The following is an 18,652-nucleotide window of genomic DNA, read 5'->3' as shown; positions in this document are numbered from 1 at the left end:
TTATGCAAAATTTAAACTACGATTTAAAAAAAGCACAAAGATTTTGTGATAAAAATCGTGTTATTATTTTTAAAAATAATGTTAGTAAAAAGCTAGAAAATACTTTAAATATAGAAGAAATAAATTTAACTGATATTGAAATATGTAAAAAGAATTCTATTATTTGTGGAGAATATTATTTACTAATTTATGAATGCGTTAGTAATAATTTAAAACCAATTTTTGAAAATGAATATTTTGCAATTTTTAATAAACCAAGCGGAGTTTTATCACATCCTAATGGAAGAAATTGTGAGTATTCTTTAAATGATGAAATTTGGCAAAAATATGGAGAAAATGCAAGTGTAGCTCATAGACTTGACGCTGCTACAAGTGGTCTTATAATGGTAGCTAAAACAAAAACTGCCAATAAAGAATTAAAAGAACTTTTTGCAAAACAAAAAATACACAAAGAATATTTAGCATTAGTATGTGGTAATATTAAAAATGATTTTTGTGTTAGTGCAAGACTTAAAAATGATGATGATTTAAAAAATAAAATGCAAGTTTGTGTAGATGGCAAGATTTCGCAATCTGAATTTATAGTTATCAAAAATTATCCTAAATATACACTTTTAAAAGCAATTCCACTAACAGGAAGACAACATCAATTAAGAGTGCATTTGCATTATGTAGGAAATAAAATTGCAGGGGATAATTTGTATGGACTTACTAACAAACAAGCAAGAGATATTTTAGATAAGAAAATATCAAATATAAAAGAACTTTGTGGTGCAAGTAGGCTTTGTCTTCATTCTGCAAGATTAAAATTTACTTATAAAAATCAAGATTATGATTTTTTTAATTATGATATAGAAAATGAATTTTTAGGAGCAATTAAATGAATGGATTAGATATATTTCAATATTTATTTATGGGTGTGGTTTGCATTGGTGGAATTATTGGAATGATTTTTATCATAATCAATGAAAAGAAAAAATAATGTTTCACGTGAAACTTTTTATCATTAGATTATTTTAATGTTTCACGTGGAACATTAAACTTATAATAAAATTAAAATTATTTACATACAAAATAAATTCATTAAACAAAAATTTTATTCTAAAACTTTGTTATAAATATAAATATAAAATATTTTATAAATTTTATTGAAGGAGAAAATATGAAAAAGATATTAATTTCTTTATTTTGTATAGGTGCATTAAATGCTAGTTCAATCAGTGAAATTGAAAAATTAAAACAAGAAAATGAAATTCTAAAACAAAGAATTGATGCTTTAGAAAATAAATTCTATGACCCGTTTGATGATTTTTTTAAAAGTTTTGATGCAATCAATAAACAACATATAAAAGCTTTAAATGAAATCAAAAAATCAATGGAAGATGATTTTAAAAACTACAAATCAAATTCTAATTACTCAAGTTATTTTCAAATCAACAATATCATATCTTATATGAAACAAACTTCACAAAATATAGATAATAAAACCAATTCAAAAATAGAAATAAAAACATATAACGAAAACACAAAAAAGGAATATTTATTAAAAGATATTATAAAAGATTTTGATACTTTTAAGGTGTATTTTAATTCAAAAAATCTTGATAAAAATATAGAATTAGATAAATTCTATATTAGTAGTAATGGCTTTGTATTCTTATCAAAGGATTTTAAAAATCAAATTATTATTAATTTTGAAGATATGAAAATTTATTTAAAAGATGAATTTTTAAAAGAACTTTCTTTATAAATTCATAAACCCTATTTTATAAATAGGGTTAAACTTTAAAAATATATTAAAATATAAATTTAATTACCGATATATTAGTATAATCAGTAACTAAATATAAAGGTAAATTATGAAGCAATCACTTCTATTAGAATTAATCTATCCACTTCCTGCGGCAACACTTGGTTTTGAACTTTTAGTATTTTTAGGTTCAATATATTTTAAAAAACTAAATATCACTTTTATAACATTGTTATTTTTAGCTAGTAGGATATTATTTATTTTTATGGATTTTCAACAAGCCCACGCATATATTTCACTATTTTCACCGATTGTATTTGCAATATTATTAACGCTTAAAAAAGATTATCTTTCTACAAAAAGATTAATTCCTGCTTATTTAGTAGTATTGTTTTATATCTTAATTGGTATATTTATTAAAGATTACCAATTCATATCGTATTTACATAATTTAAACTTTATAAATCTTACTTATGCTTATTCAGATTTTTCTTTTTGCTTATTTTTAGTTTTAATGATTTATGTTGTAATTCTTAGAAAAATTAAAAATTTTGAATGTTTCTTGCAAGGTGCATATATTGCAGCCTATTTTCAATTTATATTCTACAATAGCCTTCAATTTTATAATTTAAGTTATTTTGAATTAGGCTCATTTATATTCTTAGCTGCTATTGGTTATCAAGGATATAAACTAGCGTTTTATGATTCACTAACTAATGTTTATAACAGAAGAGCTTATGATACTACTGAAGTAAAAAATAAAGATGTAATTGCTGTAGTTGATATAGATTTTTTTAAAAAGATTAATGATACTTACGGGCATGATGTAGGAGATATTATTTTAAGAAGTCTTGCAAGTATTTTGAAACAATACTCAAAAGCTTATCGTTATGGTGGAGAAGAATTTGTTTTGATTTTTAAAGAATATGATTTTTATAAATGTGTTAGCTTACTTGAAAACCTTAGAAACGAAGTGCAAAATCATACTTTTAAGGCTAAAAATCACGAAATAAAACTAACTATTAGTATAGGTGTTAGTTTGGTTACAAACTCTAAATTTGGAGCGTTTGAAACTGCTGATAATAGACTTTATAAAGCTAAACAAACAGGAAGAAATAAAACTATATTTGAATAACCAAAGTCATATTAAATTCTTTGATAAATTTATTATTTATACTAAGTTTGTGAGTATATTTATTTTTATAAAATTACTTAAAAGATAATAATATTTGAAAACCTTATTTTAAATCCTATAAATTAGAATTTAAAATAAGAAAATTCAATACTTAAAACTCAAATCTAATACTTGCATTAATATTATAATCAATATTTAAATTCCCACTAAAAGTCTTTTCAGCTTCTATATTTAATCCTAATTTTTTACTAATATTTTTATTAAGTCCTATACTTGCAAAACCTCTTTTATCTTTCTTCGCTCCACTAAAAGCAAAAGAACTAATCCCATCACTAACTAAAAAATCAGGATTATTAGTTAAATCAAATATTCCACCAATTCCAGCTCTTAATGTTGTATTATTAATATCTACTCCAGTATAAACTGCTGCTTTTGATACCATTAAAACTTTTGAAGAAGATGTAATATTGACATTTGATACTTGAGATAAATTGCCAAATTGAATTACTTTTTCACCTTTAATATCAGTCTTCGGGATATAATTTGCAATCAATTCTAAACTAGGCTCTAAATAAAATTCATCACCAAATCTATAACCTAATTCAGCACTTGCTATTATACCTGTTCCTTTACTTGTAGAATTTCCTAAAAATGTATCGTTTCTAAATTCGCTTTTATAATGATTTGTTTTAAGAGTAGCATCTAAGAAAAATCCATTATTATAAACATTACTAACATACACTCCAAAACCATAATTATTAATTTTTGAATTAGTAGTATTATCAGTGGTTGTTTTACCGATATTTAGCATAATTCCTGCATAAGTATCAAAATCATTATTATTTATAATTTTGTCAGCACCTAATTGTATTTCATTGGCTTTTATAGAAGTATTTTTTATACTACCTTTATTTATATATCCACGAATCCAAATTCCTGCATTGTTATTAGTAAAACTTCTTAATTCTCCTAAACGCTTATTAAGATTATTATATTCAAACACTTGAGAAAAATAAAATTGCGAAGTCATTAATTTAGCTGATTCTAAAGCTTTTTCATTTTTACCTGTTACCATTAATTTGATAGCTTCTTTTTGTTCTTCTAATGCTATTTCAAATTTTTCTTCATCAGTCTTAGGCTCACTTGGTTTAATAGGATTTGCAGGTTTTAAATCTATCCAAGGAATGCTTGGTTTGATTTCAGGTTTTGCTTCTTCGTTAGGATTAGGTTTAATATTTTCATTAGGATTTATAGGAGTTTCTGGTGTAACTTCTGGCTTAATATCAGGTTTTATTTCTGGCTCACTTGGTTTAGTATCTTCAATATTTGGCGGGGTTGTTGGCTTAATAGGATTTGCAGGTTTTAAATCTATCCAAGGAATGCTTTTATTGTCAAAATCTTTTATCATTGTGCCTTTATTTTCTAGACTTTTATCTGTATTTTGATTAATTAACTCTTTTGCTTCATTACTTGCTAATAAATTATCATTAAAATCTACTAAATCTTTTATTTTATCACTATTAGCTACTATTTCATTTATTTTATTTATATCTAATTTAGAATTATTTTTATAAGTTAAATTATTAAAACTTTGCTTATTATCCTTAGCTAAAACATATACTTGATAATCTCCTACCTTTTCACTCTTTAAATAAGAATTCGCTAAAGCATATTCGCTAATTCCTGAATAGAATTTAAGATTTGTAGCAAAATCATTATTAGCACCCTTTAAAATAGCTAAAGGTAAATTAACACTTAAATTATTTGCTACTAAATTCCCTTTAGTATCTTTGCTAACTACTCCAATAATTCCAAAATTATTATTAGCCCCACTTGTGCTAATTTTAGAAATTATTGCTCCATTATAAGTAGTATTTGTGCCACCTAAGAAGAATGTAGAATTATTTGCAATTAGTTCATTTGTGCTAAATGCTCCTAAACTTGTAGAATTATTTAAGCTTATTTTATTTGCTGATATTTTATTTCCTGCTAAATCTTTAAAACTACCTACTAAAGAACTCCTAGTTAAATCAATATTAATAGAATTATTACTTTTAATATCAAAATTAAGAGCTGAATTTGTAGCCTTTAAAACACCCCCCCCCCATTAATTCTAAATATCCTTTAGTATTTATATCTTTACCTACTTTTGTATTGGTTAAATTAAAATTTTTAGCACTATATTTAGCATCACTTATAGATGGTAATTTAAATCCTTCTAAAGTGCTTTTATTTAAAATTATTTCATCAGCACTAAAACCACCTTTAAAAATTGAATTAGTATCATCAATTTTGCTTACATATTCACTTTTTACAATTTTATTAAATACTGAATTAGAGCTTTTTATTTCTCCTGAATAATTATTTAAAGCCCCATCTAAATAAACATTATCTAAGCTTATTTTAGAATTGATAGTAGGTTTTAGAGTTTTTATAAGTCTAATATCATCAGAATTTACAATATCGCCTTTAATATAACTATTTGTAATTATAAATGTTCCAGTAGAAGTTGAACTTTTATTTAAATCAAGACCACCACCAATATAAGCTTTGTCAATATTTGCATTTTTTCCGAGATTTGTTTTAGTGCTTGAATTGATAATAGTATCAAAAGTATTATTTGTAGCATTCATAGTATTGCTTGATTTTGCAATGAAATTTGAATTATTTTTATAAATACCCTTAATAGTAAAATCCCCATCAGTATTTATATACCCTGTTATACTAGAGCCTTTATTATTTTTAGTATCATCTATTATAATAGTGCTTGATTGATTAGCCATAATAGCTGTTGATTTTATATCATTATCTCCTGCTTTTATGATTGAACCACTTATATTTAAATAGGTTTTATCAGTTCCAAAACTACGAGCATTAATAGCTTGATAACTTCTACCACGCTGATAACCTCCTTCTACTAAAGAATTATTTAAATTTAATGTCCCCTTATCTATTAAAATAGCAGAAGCAAATTGAAAATCTGTTCTATCAGCATTACCAGCATAAACACTAGAATTAATTAGAGTAACTATTCCATTATTTTTTATTTTAATAGCTTCTATATTATTACTAAATACACTATTGCCTTGAGAAATAAAAATAGAACCATTATCTGTAAAATTACCGCCAGATACTAATATTAAATAATCTTTATTATCAATTTGTGTATTTTTATAATCAAATATTAGATTTTTATTTTCTATACTATTTGTAGTTAATGTGCCATTAATTACAAAAGTTGAATAAATACTATCATCTATTTTATTGGCTTTAATACTAGATATTCCTGTTTGTTTTATGTCTATATTTTTTGTTAAGTCACCAACAATATTTGTAGCATCATATGAATATAAAATAGTTGTAAGAACTATACTTAATTTAAAAATATTTTTCATTAAAAAACCTTTATTTTTTACATAAATTTGTATTACATGAATTAATATTAAATAAAATTTAGTTATTTTAAAATATTAAATATAAATATTAGAAATATTTAGCTGAATTGTAGGGCTAGGTTTGAAATAATTTTTTTGCAAACTATAATGAATATTGACACATTCATTTTCAAATGGGATAAAATCACAATTAAAACAAATCGCTTCAAAAGTTAAATTATTTTGAGTAAAAGTGCATTTTAAGTGCTTTTCGTTTAATAAAACTAGATTTTTAATAATTACGCCTTTACTTATAAAAAATGGCTTTTCATTACCTTGCCCAAAAGGCTCAAAATCACTTAAAATATCTAATAATTCCATATCAATTTCGCTAAATTCTAACTCGCCTAAAGTATTAGTAGTATCACAAAAATCAATATCATTATAATTAAGTTCTAAATTATTTAGCCTTGTTTTAAATTCTTTTAAATGTTCAACCTTTAAAGCAAGTCCAGCAGCTCCTTTATGTCCGCCGTAATTAGTCAAAATATCGCTAACATTTGATAAAAGCTCTAAAATATCAAGCTCTGCTACGCTTCTAGCACTTCCTTTTGCTAAGTCATCTTCAATATTAAAAACAAAACTAGGTTTATTAAATTGTTTAGCTAAACGACCTGCAACTATGCCTAAAATACCCTTATGCCAATTCTTAGAATAAGCTATGATTACTTTATCATTTTCGTTTGCAAATTCTATGCTTTCTAAAAAACTTTGCTTTTCTTGTTCTTTTCTATCTTGGTTTAATTTTTCTATTATTTCTAATAAATTCTTAGCTTCATTAAGGCTTTTTGCTCTTAAAAATTTATAAGAAATACTAGCATCATCCATTCTTCCACTAGCATTTAATAATGGTGCTATTAAAAATGGAATACTCTCATAATCAAAGAATTTCTTTTTATATTTTTCTTTTAAAACTACAAAAGCAGGACGATTTAATTTATTTAACTCTTTTAAGCCATAGCGAACTAATATATGATTTAAATCATTTAAATTCATCATATCAGCAACAATTGCAATACACAATAAATCTAAAAAACTAGCCATATTGTATTCTATATCTAATTCTTTTTTAATAGCCCCACATAGCCACCAAGCTACTTGCGCCCCGCAAATCTCACAATTAATATGCTTAGAAAACTCACAATCATCTCTTTTTGGATTAATTACAGCATAAGCATTTGGTAAAGTATCTCCTGGGGTGTGATGATCGCTTATTATTAAATCTATACCTAATTCTTTACATTTATTTGCAGCTTCATAAGCTACTATTCCATTATCAACCGTGATTATTAAACTAGCGTCTAAATTACTCACTATATCTTCGCTAATTCCGTATCCATCGCTAAAACGATTTGGAATTTTAACAATTATTTCTACACCTAAATTAGCAAAAAATTCACTCATAATAGTAGAAGATACTATGCCATCTACATCATAATCTCCTACTACTGCTATTTTTTCTTTATTTTTTATTGCCTTAGCTATTCTAATTGCTGCTTTATTCATATCCTTAAAGGTATGAGGTTTTGGAATAGTGCTAAGGCTTTTATGAAAATCGTTTTTAAATCTATCTTCTAAAACCTGCTTAATTTTAGTTTTATTTAGTGCAAGCATTGTCTAATAAAGCCTAAGATGACAGGATTTGCTTTAGTTAGCCTTGAAGTAAATTCAGGATGATATTGAACGGCTACGAAGAAATCATTATTTGTATTTTCAATAGCTTCAATAAGTCCATTTGATTCCCCACTAATAATAAGTCCATTTTGCTCGTATAAATCACGATATTTTGAGTTAGCTTCATAGCGATGGCGATGTCTTTCATAAGCTACTTTAGAATTATATAACTTACTTAAAAGTGTGCCTTCTTTTATATTGCAAACATATTCGCCAAGTCTTAAAGTCCCACCTAATGGAGTTTTTATTGTTCTGATTTCTTTTGAACCTGATTGATTAATAAATTCATCAATTAAATAAACAATAGGATTTTTAGTATTCTCATCAAATTCAGTTGAGTTAGCATCATCAAGTTTTATAACATTTCTAGCAAATTCAATTAAACTAAGCTGCATTCCAAGACAAATTCCTAAAAATGGAATATTATTTTCACGAGCGTATTTAATAGCCTTGATTTTACCTTCAACACCACGCTGTCCAAATCCACCAGCTACAAGTATTCCATCATTTCCAGCTAAATCATTTTCATCTTTTAATTCTTCGCTATCTATCCAATTAATTTCTACTTTTGTATCAAGATTTGCACCTGCGTGAATTAGTGCTTCTGTTAAAGATTTATAACTTTCTTTTAAATCTATATATTTTCCTACGAAAGCAATTTTAACTTTTTTGCTTGGATTAATTATTTTTTCTGTTAATGCTTCATACTCTTTTAAATTAGGAGTTTTTAGCTTTAGATTTAAATGTTTTGCAATAGGTAAAAGTATATTTTGCTCTAAAAATTTAAGTGGAATTTGATATATGCTTTTTGCATCAATACTTTCTATTACACAATCAATTTCTACACCGCAACTCTTTGCAATTTTTTCTTTTATTTCATCGCCTAGTGGAATTTCACTACGAGCTATTATCATATCAGGACTAATACCTATTCTTCTTAATTCTCCAACTGAATGTTGGGTTGGTTTAGTTTTTAATTCTCCTGCTACTTTTATAAAAGGAACAAGAGTTAAATGTGCGTAAAATACATTATTTTTTCCGTATTTAAGTCCTAAAGAACGAATTGCTTCAAGGAATGGTAAGCCTTCAATATCTCCAACCGTTCCACCAATTTCTACTACTAAAACATCTTGATTTAAAGCTGCTGCTTCCATTCTACTAGCAATTTCGCCTACAATGTGTGGAATTACTTGAATAGTTTTACCTAGATATTCTCCACGGCGTTCTTTTTCAATTACGCTTTGATATACTTTTCCTGTAGTAAAGTTATTAAGATGAGTTAAATCTTCATCTAAAAATCTTTCATAATGTCCTAAATCAAGGTCAGTTTCTGCACCATCTTTTGTAACAAAAACTTCTCCATGCTCAAGTGGGCTCATAGTTCCTGGGTCAATATTTATATAAGGGTCAGCCTTTAAAATACTTACCTTTAATCCACTTTGTTTTAATAAACTTGCAATGCTAGCTGCTGCAATTCCTTTACCAAGTGAGCTTAAAACTCCACCTGTTACAAATATAAATTTAGCCATACTTTTTCCTATCAGTTTTTTTTATTGTATATAATTTTAATAACCAATCAAATAACTTCGTTTTTTAAAAATTCTAAAACCCTAATTTGTGCGAAATCTTCAATTTCTTCTTCGCCTTCTTTAATTGATTTTTTCAATACTAATCTATCAAGTTGAACGAAATTAATTTTTCGCTTTAGTTTTGGATTTTGTTTAGTTAATTTTTTAATTCCTTTAAGTATATTATCAACTCCCATTGTATCTTGTTTAATATATTTTATATATTGATAAATGGTCGCTAAAAATATTCTTCTTTTGATTTCTTTTTTATAGATTTCTTTTGAGAGTTGTTCTATTTTTCGCTTTAAATCTTGTCTTTCATCTTTAACAACTCCTGCAATACAAGAAATTAATTTAGCTCTTAAATCAAAAGAATTATTAACTCCTATAAAAGTAATTCTTAAATTCGCTAAAAAAATATAAATTAAATCTAATTTCATTTACCCTCTATTAAGTCATTTTATCTTAAAATGCGTTTTCTCAAGTCAAGCCTTGTGCAATGTTTGTAAAAAGCAGAGCTTCAGGATGGGAACATAGCAGAGCACTTTTTATGAGTGTGTGCCGCAAGTCTCTTGGCTTGGGTTTGTAAAAAACTCTTCAAATTCTTTTAACATTTCATAAAAATTTACTTCACCAATTTTAGGATTTTCTTTAAAATCATTTAAAATCTTTGAATAACCATTTTTTAAATCCTTAGATTTAACGCCGTAATAATTAGAAATGATTGCTTCTAAAAAAGCTCCAGTTTTATCACAAGCTTTAAGCATTTTTCCATCAATTGTATTAAAACAATCTTCATTATAATCGTTAGGATTTTGAATAATTTTTACATTTTCTTTATTTATTCTATTTTTAAATTCATCTTTTTTAATCTTACCATCTTCATTATAAATTCCTAAAAGATAAGCAAATTCAGCTCTTATATTATTAGGCACAAAAGGTAAAATCTTTTCATCAATTAATTTAAGCTCATAATCACTTATTATCTCACTAAGCCCATCAATTCCGTATTTAACAGGTGTAATAATATCTCTTGTAAGACTTTCTGGTAAATCGTGAAAAATAGCACAAAAGAAGTTACTAATAAATCTAGTATCACAAGCTTTTATTTTAAGACAATAAAAATAGCTTAAAACAGCTACTACTAACATATGTCCTAAAACACTTGTTTCAGGAATTCTAGGAGTTTGAGCCCAACGCTTTTGAAATCTTAAACGACCACTTAAATCAATTACCTTAGCTAATTTTTGATTTAATGATATTTTTTGAACTGCTAAAATTTCTAAATAATCTTCTAATTCTTCATCTAACTTAGCTTTAATTTCTTCATAATTACTAACATTTGGATATATAAATGAAAACTCATATCTAGTTGATAAATACCCTGCTGCTTTTAAAATAAATTTTTCTTTTTCGTGAGTTTTATCATTATAATAATCATTAAAAATTTTTAAAAAATCATCGTTTTTATTGATTAAACTAAATTGTTTTTGTATCCATTCATCTAATTCTTTTTGTTTTGTTTTTTTGATTTCATTTAATACATCAGGGCGAATATCAGTAACTATTACACGAGAAATAAACTCAACAACAATAGCATCAAGTAAAAATCTCATATCAATATCTTTTTCACTTTTTGCTAAAAAATAAGCAATAATAGCCTTATGAGCTTGTTTATCAAGTTCAACTAAATTACAAATTCTAGGAAAATCATTCCATCTTGAAATTGAAGCAGCCTTAAAAATATGTAAAACAAGCTCTGGACTAATCATTATTTATCCTTTTTATCTTTTTTCTTTTCTTTTTTAATTTCCGTATCAGAGCAGCACTCAATCACCGTATGAACATTACCACGAGGATTAAAATCTCCAACTAATTTAATATATTTTGGTTTTAAACGCTTTTTAAGAGTATTATAAATCTTATTTATACTATCTTCGTGGCTTATGTTTTTGTTATAAAATGAATTAACATAAAGTTTAATTGCTTTAAGTTCAACTACCCATTTATTAGGTATATATTCTAAATATAATGTTGCAAAATCAGGATAACCACTTCTTGGGCAAAGACAAGCAAATTCAGGTAGAGTTATTTTAATAACATAATCATTTTTTTGCTTATTTTCCCAACGCTCTAATTTTTTACCTTTAATTTTTTTTATTTCTTTTTGTCCGTATTTTAATTTTTCTTTCATTTCATCTCCTTAAGATTTTTGTCCTTATAAAATAAAAAGCCTTGATAATAATCAAATTTAATATCTTTTGTTAAATCAAGTAGATTTTTATTATCAATAAATCTCATAATAGTTTTGATATTTAGGCTTTTACATAAATTAAATAAATTTTCATAAATTATAAAATATTTTTCATTTTTTACATTTTTATTAAACTCAATATCAAAAATACCAAATTCAAATTCTAATCGTTTTAAATATTCTAAAGAACTAGGCGAACCTATACGATTTAGGGCAAAATTGATATTAATTTCTCTATATTCTTTTATTATTTCTTCAAATCTTGGCATATCATAATAAACATCATTTTCAAAAAATTCAAAAATAATTTTCCCATTTGTATTAGGGTGCTTAATAAAATATTCTCCTAAATAAAATAAGAAATTTAAATTCCTTAAAAAATCAGGAGATATTTTAATAATAATCCTATTATTAAAATGATATTCTTTCGCTAAAAGTTCTAAAAGATTTTTATAATAATTAAATTCTAAATTATTTTTAATAATTATTTCTTCTAATTTTGCTTGAGATATTTTCTCTGGATAATCTGAATTAATCCTATAATTTAAATAATATATTTCTTCTTCACCTTCTAGCCTTTGGATTTTTAAGAAAAAATCACTCTTATTTATAGAGCTTACAACACTATTAGTAATGATATTTTCAGTAGCTACATCTACATCATCTTTTAATCTATTTTGTGCTTCTAAATAAAGTTTATTAAAATTAATACTTGATTTTATAATAGAATAATAGCACTTAAAATCAACTCCATCTATTCTTTCTCTTTTAATTTCTAAAAATATTTTTTTAATTTCGTGTTGCAAGGTTTTATGCTTTGAACTACTTAAAATCATAAAATCAGCAGTAGTAATCCTACCTATTATTAGATTTTCATCCCACGCATAGAATTTATCAATTAATTTTTTCAATAATCTATCACTTTTATTAAACCCTAGCATTAATTTAATTTCGTTTATATTAGAAATTGTAAAAAACACTATAAAATCATCATTATTTAGATATTTTGTAAATTCACTTTGTAATAAAGTCCCAGTTTTTTCATCAATTACATTATGCTTTACTGATTTATAAATTACAAAAACAAAATAATAAAAATACAAAAATATAAAACATAAAATTACTAATATATCTAATGGTTTAAAAACTATTTCGTTAAATTCTTGCAAATATACAAAAGCAAAAACTAATAGTAATAAAGGCATAATGAGCTTAATAGCTGCATCTTGCCTATTTTTTCTTTCAATTTTTTTACTAATTGTCATATATCTAAGTGTTTTACATCTTTAGCGTGTGCTTGAATATATTCACGGCGAGGCTCAACTTCATCTCCCATAAATAAATTAAACACTCCACTAGCCCTATCAAAATCATCAACACTAATTTGAATTAAACGGCGATTTTCAGGGTCCATTGTAGTTTCCCATAATTGTTCTGGGTTCATCTCACCAAGACCTTTATAACGCTGAATATAAGTTCCTTTTTTAGCATTTTTTTCAACTTCATCAAGAACTTCTAAGAAATCTTTATCATTAAAAATATTTCTTTCTTCAATTTTTTTATAAATATAAGAAGCTTCTTCAAAATATGGACTATAAAATAAATCATTATTTACAACTATTTCTTCTAAACCATTTTGAGTTTGAACATAAATTTTAATCTCATCTTCACTAAGATAATGATTTAATATATTAAATCCTTTTGCTTCTAAAAATTCTTTTGATACTTTAAAAATCTCTTGCATATTAAGAGCTAAAATATCAGGATTTTCAACATAATGTCTAATTAATTCAATCACATTAAAGCGTTTTTTAAGCTCATTTAAAATACTTCTATAAGCTGCTACAACTTTTAAGAAATCTTTTAAATCATTTGTCCCAATTCCACTAAATTCTAAATTCTCAACTCCAGTTTCAATCAAATAATCATTTAAAGCTTTTTCATCTTTTAAATATATTTCTTTTCTTTGACCTTTTTTATAGCGATATAATGGTGGTTGAGCTAAATATACATGTCCATTTCTAATTAATTCTTGCATAAATCTAAAGAAAAATGTAAGAATTAGAGTTTGAATATGAGAACCATCAACATCAGCATCTGTCATAATGATAATTTTATGGTATCTTAATTTTTCTATATCAAAATCATCGCCTATTCCACAACCAAATGCCGTAATCATATTTTTAATTTCATCAGATTTTAAGATTTTATCAAGGTGTGATTTTTCAACATTTAAGATTTTTCCTTTTAAAGGTAAAATCGCTTGAAATTCCCTATTTCTTCCTTGTTTAGCAGAACCACCAGCACTATCGCCCTCTACTAAATATATTTCTCTAATTTCAGGGTCTTTTGAAGAACAATCAGCTAATTTTCCAGGTAAAGTCCCTACACTTATGCTTTCTTTTTTACGAGTTAATTCTCTTGCTTTTTTTGCTGCTTCACGACCTCTTGCAGCCATTAAAGCTTTATTCATAATAGCACGAGCATCGTTTGGATTTTCTTCAAAGAATTTAGTTAAAGCATCATTTGTAATTTTATTTACTATACCACGAACATAAGAACTACCTAATTTACCTTTAGTTTGTCCTTCAAATTGTGGTTCAGGAACTTTTACACTAACTATTGCAATAAGTCCTTCTTTAGTATCTTCGCCTGTTATTTTTATATCTTTTTCTCTAGCGGCTGCATTTGCTTCAATATAACTTGTAATTACCTTTGTAAGCCCCATTCTAAAGCCTGCTTCGTGAGTTCCACCATCTGCGGTTTTAATGTTATTTACGAATGAAAATAAAGTCTCACTATAAGTATCATTATACATTAGTGCAATATCTACAACTACATCTTCTGCTTCATCATTAAATGCAATTACATTTGTAACAGCTTCTTTTTTATTTAAATCAGTTACAAATTGAGAAATACCACCATCATAATGATAAGTTTCGCTTTTACCATTTCTTTGGTCTTTAAAATTAATAGTAATTTGTGGATTTAGATATGCTAATTCACGAAATCTCTTAGCTAAAGTATCATAATCAAATTCAACTACTTCAAATATCTCAGGGTCAGGGAAAAACTCTATGCTAGTTCCTGTGCGATTAGTTGTTTTGATTATTTCTAGCTCACTTGTTGGAATACCTTTAGAAAATTCTTGTCTATGAGTATTTCCATCTCTTTTAACAGTTGCAATTAATTTAGATGAAAGTGCATTTACAACCGATACACCAACGCCGTGCAAACCACCACTAACCTTATAAGTATCTTTATCAAATTTTCCACCAGCGTGAAGAACGGTTAAAACAACGGTTAGAGTTGAGATATTTTCAGTTGGGTGAATTCCAACAGGAATTCCACGACCATTATCAGTAACTATACAAGAACCTTCTTTGGTAATTTCAATATCAATAGTATTACAAAAGCCAGCCATAGCTTCATCAATAGAGTTATCAACTACTTCATAAACCATATGATGAAGACCATTAAAGTTAGTATCGCCAATATACATTCCAGGGCGTTTTCTAACTGCTTCTAGTCCTTTTAATACTTTAATTTTACTTTCTGCATAATTTTCTTGCATTATTTATCCTTAGTTTTTATTTGCTGATATTAGTGATAAGAAATTTTTACTTTCTAACACAACAGGAGCTGCTGATGAATAGAATTTAAATGTGAAATATTCATTTTCATTTAAATGTAAAAAATCCATCATATGTTTGTTTGTAAGATTTATTTCAAATTTATCTTCTATAGTAATATTTGTTTCTAGCTCACTTGTAGCATTTGTTTCGTTAAAATCATCACTTAAAGCATTATTTTTAAATGTGATTTTACCGGTTTCAAATTCTATTTGACATTTTGTGCAAACTGCACTTAGTTTTTTTATTTCATTTAAAAAGTCTTCGTTTTTAATGATAATTTCATTTGTAGGTAATTTATGTGGCATTACTTCAACATATCTTAAAAAATCAATAGTTGCTAATTTTGTAAAGAATTTAAAATTATCATTTTCAATGATTAAATAATTATTTGTTTTATAAACTCTTACTTCTTCATTTAATAATTTTTGTAGTTCTTGAGCTGATTTTTTTGTAATTATTAATCTTTGTTCGTATTCATTTTGAGCTATGAATGAATATTTGTGAATTCTTTTAGAATCGCTTCCTACAAAAACAATGCTATCCTTTAAAATATCTATATAACAGCAATTAAATTGAAAAGAAATACCATTATTATCAACAGCAGGTAAAATCATTTTAAAGCCGATATTTAGTTCTTTTGCACTTATTAAAATAGGTGTTTTGCTATTTTCATCTTCTAAGAAAGAAAAATTATTTTCACTATTTATTGGCAATGAAAAATTAGTTTTATTTTGGGTAATTTTGATAGATTTTTCTAATTTTTTGATTTTAATATCGCTATTATCAAGGCTTTTTAAAATATCAATTAATTTTTTAGCATTGATAAAAATTTGCCCTTCATTTATGATATTACATTCTTGGATTTTATATTCAATTCCTATTTCACTATCACTTGCTCTTAAAATTAATTCATTGTTATAAGCTAATAATAAAATATTAGAATTTAAACTTGTATTATCTTTTTTCTCAACATAATTGCTAACTATTAAAGCTATATTTTCTAATCTCTTTTTGTCTATTTGTATTTCCATATTCTTCCTTTTTCGCTTTATTATATTTAATAATCTTTATTTTTTGAGTTTATTATTTTATTTTTTAAATGTTCTACTAGGCTTCTAAAATCATCATCAAGACATATCATTTCATTTATTTTTTTAATATGTTTTGAAATAGCACTATGGTCTTTCATTTGAAAATGAGTTGCTATTTGGCTTACTGAATTTGAAATTAATTCTTTAGTTAAAAATATAACTATTCTTTTAGCTTTTACTATTTCTTGTTTTTTAGAACTTGATTTTATTTCGCTTATTTTTACATTTAATTCTGAACTTACTATATCAAAAATATCTTCAATTTCAATATTTGATTGATTTTCTTTAATGTATTCTTTTATTTGATTTTTTAAATCATCTAAGGTTATTTTTTGTTTTCTTATACTTTGAAAAGCGTAAATATAATTTATAATTCCTTCTAAATCCCTTACATTTTCACCTATATAATTAGCAATAGTATTAATCATTTCATCATTTAATTCTATATCATATACAAGGCTTTTTTTCTTAATAATTGCTTTTTTGGTTTCTATATCAGGGACACTAATATTTGCAAGAACTCCTTTATTAAATCTTGATTTTAATCTATCTTCAATTCCATTTAAATTTATAGGAGCTACATCTGAAGTCATTATTATTTGACCATTTCTTTCTACTATATCATTAAAGATATGAAAGAATTCTTCTTGTATTTTATCAGTAGTTCCTAAGAACTGAATATCATCAATTAATAATAAATCACAATCTTTATATTCACTATTAAAACTATCAAATTTATTTGCTAATATTGCATTTTGATAGTCTTTCATAAAACCTTTTGAAGTTTTATATATTACTTTTTTTCCAAGTTCTAAACATTCATGTCCACTAGCTTGTAATAAGTGAGTTTTTCCTAAACCTGTATTTGAATATATAAAAATTGGATTAAAGTCTTTTCCAAATTTATTTTCATCTGTTATTGCTTTACAAATTCTATAAGCAAACTCATTACTTTGTCCTACTATGAAATTATCAAAAGTAAGGCTTTGATTTAATATTGAAATTTGTTTTTTAGCTACTATTGGCTGAGTTTCTTGTGGTTTGTTTATTTTTTCATTATTTACTTGAATTGTAATTTTATATTTTTTACTATTTGTTTTTTCTGCTATTTTTTCTAATATGCTTTGGTATTTTGTTTGAATATGTTTAGCTATGAATTGATTAGGTGCATTTAGAATTATTTCATTATTTTTGCTTTCATTAATTTGTAAAATTTCAAAATAATTTTTATATTGATTTTCTCCAATTAATACTTTTAATTCTTCTAGAATTTTATTTAACATTTATTCCTCTTTTTTGTTATTACCTTTGATGATGTGAAAATCTAGTAATATTTGTTTAAAAATATTTAAAACACCTATATATCAATGCTTTTAATAGTGAAAAAATATACCAAAAATATACAAACAATTTACAATATTTCATCATAAATTTCACAAGCTCTTTAAAAAATTCTTTAATTTAGTGAAATTTTTTTATGAATTTTTATTGTAATTTTTAAAATTCTTATAAATTTTCGTGAAATTCTATAAAAATCAGTTTATGTGAAATTCTATTTCATTAAGAAATTTATCGTAATAATAAGCATTTCATAAAAAAATAATTTTAAATTTCACAAGGATTTCACATATGAAAATTTTAGGATTTGACCCAGGAACTAGATTTTGTGGATATTGCCTTTTAGAAAAAAATGGCAGCACAAATACTCTTTTAGAAGCAGGTTTAATAAGATTTAAGAGTAAAGAATTAATAGATAATATTTTAGAATTAAACGAAGCTTTAGAAATGATTTTTAAAAAAGTTCCAAATGCTAGTGTTGCAGTTGAAAATATATTTTTTGCTTATAATCCGCAAAGTGTTTTAAAACTCGCACAATTTCGTGGAGCGATGCTGCTTAAAATCTTGCAAACTTATGGGAATTTTAGTGAATATACAGCTTTACAAGTTAAAAAAACAATCACAGGCAAAGCAAAAGCAGAGAAAGAACAAGTAGCTTTTATGGTTAAAAAGCTTTTAAAAATCAATAAAGAAATAAAACCACTTGATATAACCGACGCAATGGCGGTTGCATTAACTCATAGTTTTTATATAAAAAATACTTAAAATATTAA

15 protein-coding genes, 1 other RNA gene and 1 pseudogene are annotated in these 18,652 nt (G+C 25.2%); 6 read left to right on the top strand and 11 right to left on the bottom strand.

The features are described from left to right. Window positions 1–2 precede the first annotated feature (2 nt). The 3 genes from AVBRAN9331_RS07435 (at window position 3) to AVBRAN9331_RS07425 (ending at window position 2,885) form a co-directional block, all read left to right on the top strand. Entirely contained in the window at window positions 3–884 is an 882-nt protein-coding gene (locus AVBRAN9331_RS07435; protein WP_214116447.1) for an RluA family pseudouridine synthase, read from the top strand. 278 nt (window positions 885–1,162) lie between these two features. Beyond that, window positions 1,163–1,750, top strand: coding sequence for a hypothetical protein (locus AVBRAN9331_RS07430; RefSeq protein WP_214116145.1), 588 nt, complete (start codon window positions 1,163–1,165; stop codon window positions 1,748–1,750). Window positions 1,751–1,859: 109 nt separating this feature from the next. Continuing rightward, the gene (locus AVBRAN9331_RS07425) at window positions 1,860–2,885 is read left to right on the top strand and encodes a GGDEF domain-containing protein (RefSeq protein ID WP_214116147.1); all 1,026 of its coding nucleotides are present in this window, start codon (window positions 1,860–1,862) and stop codon (window positions 2,883–2,885) included. A 151-nt stretch (window positions 2,886–3,036) separates the two neighbouring features. Here AVBRAN9331_RS07425 and AVBRAN9331_RS07420 read toward each other — a convergent pair whose 3' ends face one another. Next, window positions 3,037–4,293, bottom strand: coding sequence for an autotransporter outer membrane beta-barrel domain-containing protein (locus AVBRAN9331_RS07420; RefSeq protein ID WP_336612723.1), 1,257 nt, complete (start codon window positions 4,291–4,293; stop codon window positions 3,037–3,039). A 469-nt stretch (window positions 4,294–4,762) separates the two neighbouring features. Here AVBRAN9331_RS07420 and AVBRAN9331_RS07415 point away from each other — a divergent pair, with 469 nt between their 5' ends. Beyond that, on the top strand, window positions 4,763–4,996 hold the full coding sequence (locus AVBRAN9331_RS07415; RefSeq protein ID WP_336612722.1) for a hypothetical protein: 234 nt from the start codon (window positions 4,763–4,765) through the stop codon (window positions 4,994–4,996). Here AVBRAN9331_RS07415 and AVBRAN9331_RS07410 read toward each other — a convergent pair. The 4 genes from AVBRAN9331_RS07410 to AVBRAN9331_RS07395 all read right to left on the bottom strand — a co-directional run bounded on the left by AVBRAN9331_RS07410 (window position 4,952) and on the right by AVBRAN9331_RS07395 (window position 10,001). Beyond that, on the bottom strand, window positions 4,952–6,280 hold the full coding sequence (locus AVBRAN9331_RS07410) for a hypothetical protein (protein WP_336612721.1): 1,329 nt from the start codon (window positions 6,278–6,280) through the stop codon (window positions 4,952–4,954). The two genes, AVBRAN9331_RS07415 and AVBRAN9331_RS07410, sit on opposite strands and share 45 nt — an antisense overlap. Window positions 6,281–6,355: 75 nt before the next feature. Then, window positions 6,356–7,933, bottom strand: a complete 1,578-nt coding sequence (recJ, locus tag AVBRAN9331_RS07405; protein ID WP_214116155.1) for a single-stranded-DNA-specific exonuclease RecJ — start codon at window positions 7,931–7,933, stop codon at window positions 6,356–6,358. After that, window positions 7,921–9,522, bottom strand: a complete 1,602-nt coding sequence (locus AVBRAN9331_RS07400) for a CTP synthase (protein WP_214116158.1) — start codon at window positions 9,520–9,522, stop codon at window positions 7,921–7,923. Before AVBRAN9331_RS07400 ends, recJ begins: the two co-directional genes overlap by 13 nt. Window positions 9,523–9,569: 47 nt before the next feature. After that, window positions 9,570–10,001, bottom strand: a complete 432-nt coding sequence (locus AVBRAN9331_RS07395) for a hypothetical protein (protein WP_214116160.1) — start codon at window positions 9,999–10,001, stop codon at window positions 9,570–9,572. A 43-nt stretch (window positions 10,002–10,044) separates the two neighbouring features. Here AVBRAN9331_RS07395 and ffs point away from each other — a divergent pair. After that, an RNA gene (ffs, locus tag AVBRAN9331_RS09890) (signal recognition particle sRNA small type) lies at window positions 10,045–10,142 on the top strand. Here ffs and AVBRAN9331_RS07390 read toward each other — a convergent pair. From AVBRAN9331_RS07390 to dnaA, 6 genes and pseudogenes are all read right to left on the bottom strand, one after another. Next, window positions 10,143–11,333: pseudogene (locus AVBRAN9331_RS07390) on the bottom strand (HD domain-containing protein); the annotation flags it as partial. Then, window positions 11,333–11,755 (bottom strand): preQ(1) synthase, encoded by a 423-nt coding sequence (queF, locus tag AVBRAN9331_RS07385; protein WP_214119961.1) that lies wholly within the window; start codon window positions 11,753–11,755, stop codon window positions 11,333–11,335. The gene queF and the pseudogene AVBRAN9331_RS07390, both read right to left, overlap by 1 nt. Further along, window positions 11,752–13,080: an EAL domain-containing protein gene (locus AVBRAN9331_RS07380; protein ID WP_336612720.1), complete on the bottom strand. Its 1,329-nt coding sequence runs from the start codon at window positions 13,078–13,080 to the stop codon at window positions 11,752–11,754. The genes queF and AVBRAN9331_RS07380 overlap by 4 nt, the downstream gene beginning before the upstream one ends. Beyond that, on the bottom strand, window positions 13,077–15,389 hold the full coding sequence (gene gyrB, locus AVBRAN9331_RS07375) for a DNA topoisomerase (ATP-hydrolyzing) subunit B (protein WP_214116169.1): 2,313 nt from the start codon (window positions 15,387–15,389) through the stop codon (window positions 13,077–13,079). Before gyrB ends, AVBRAN9331_RS07380 begins: the two co-directional genes overlap by 4 nt. Window positions 15,390–15,398: 9 nt before the next feature. After that, a complete protein-coding gene (dnaN, locus tag AVBRAN9331_RS07370; protein WP_214116171.1) occupies window positions 15,399–16,481 on the bottom strand; it encodes a DNA polymerase III subunit beta in 1,083 nt (360 codons plus the stop codon). A gap of 26 nt (window positions 16,482–16,507) precedes the next feature. Continuing rightward, window positions 16,508–17,824, bottom strand: coding sequence for a chromosomal replication initiator protein DnaA (dnaA, locus tag AVBRAN9331_RS07365; RefSeq protein ID WP_214116173.1), 1,317 nt, complete (start codon window positions 17,822–17,824; stop codon window positions 16,508–16,510). A 346-nt stretch (window positions 17,825–18,170) separates the two neighbouring features. Between dnaA and ruvC the strand changes: the two genes are divergently transcribed. After that, a complete protein-coding gene (gene ruvC / locus AVBRAN9331_RS07360; RefSeq protein WP_214116175.1) occupies window positions 18,171–18,644 on the top strand; it encodes a crossover junction endodeoxyribonuclease RuvC in 474 nt (157 codons plus the stop codon). The last annotated feature ends 8 nt before the right edge of the window (window positions 18,645–18,652 follow it).

The sequence above is a fragment of the Campylobacter sp. RM9331 genome (assembly GCF_020137685.1).
In the GTDB taxonomy this organism is placed as follows: domain Bacteria; phylum Campylobacterota; class Campylobacteria; order Campylobacterales; family Campylobacteraceae; genus Campylobacter_E.
Note: the sequence above shows the minus strand (reverse complement) of the source record. Positions and strands in the feature narration are given on the sequence as shown.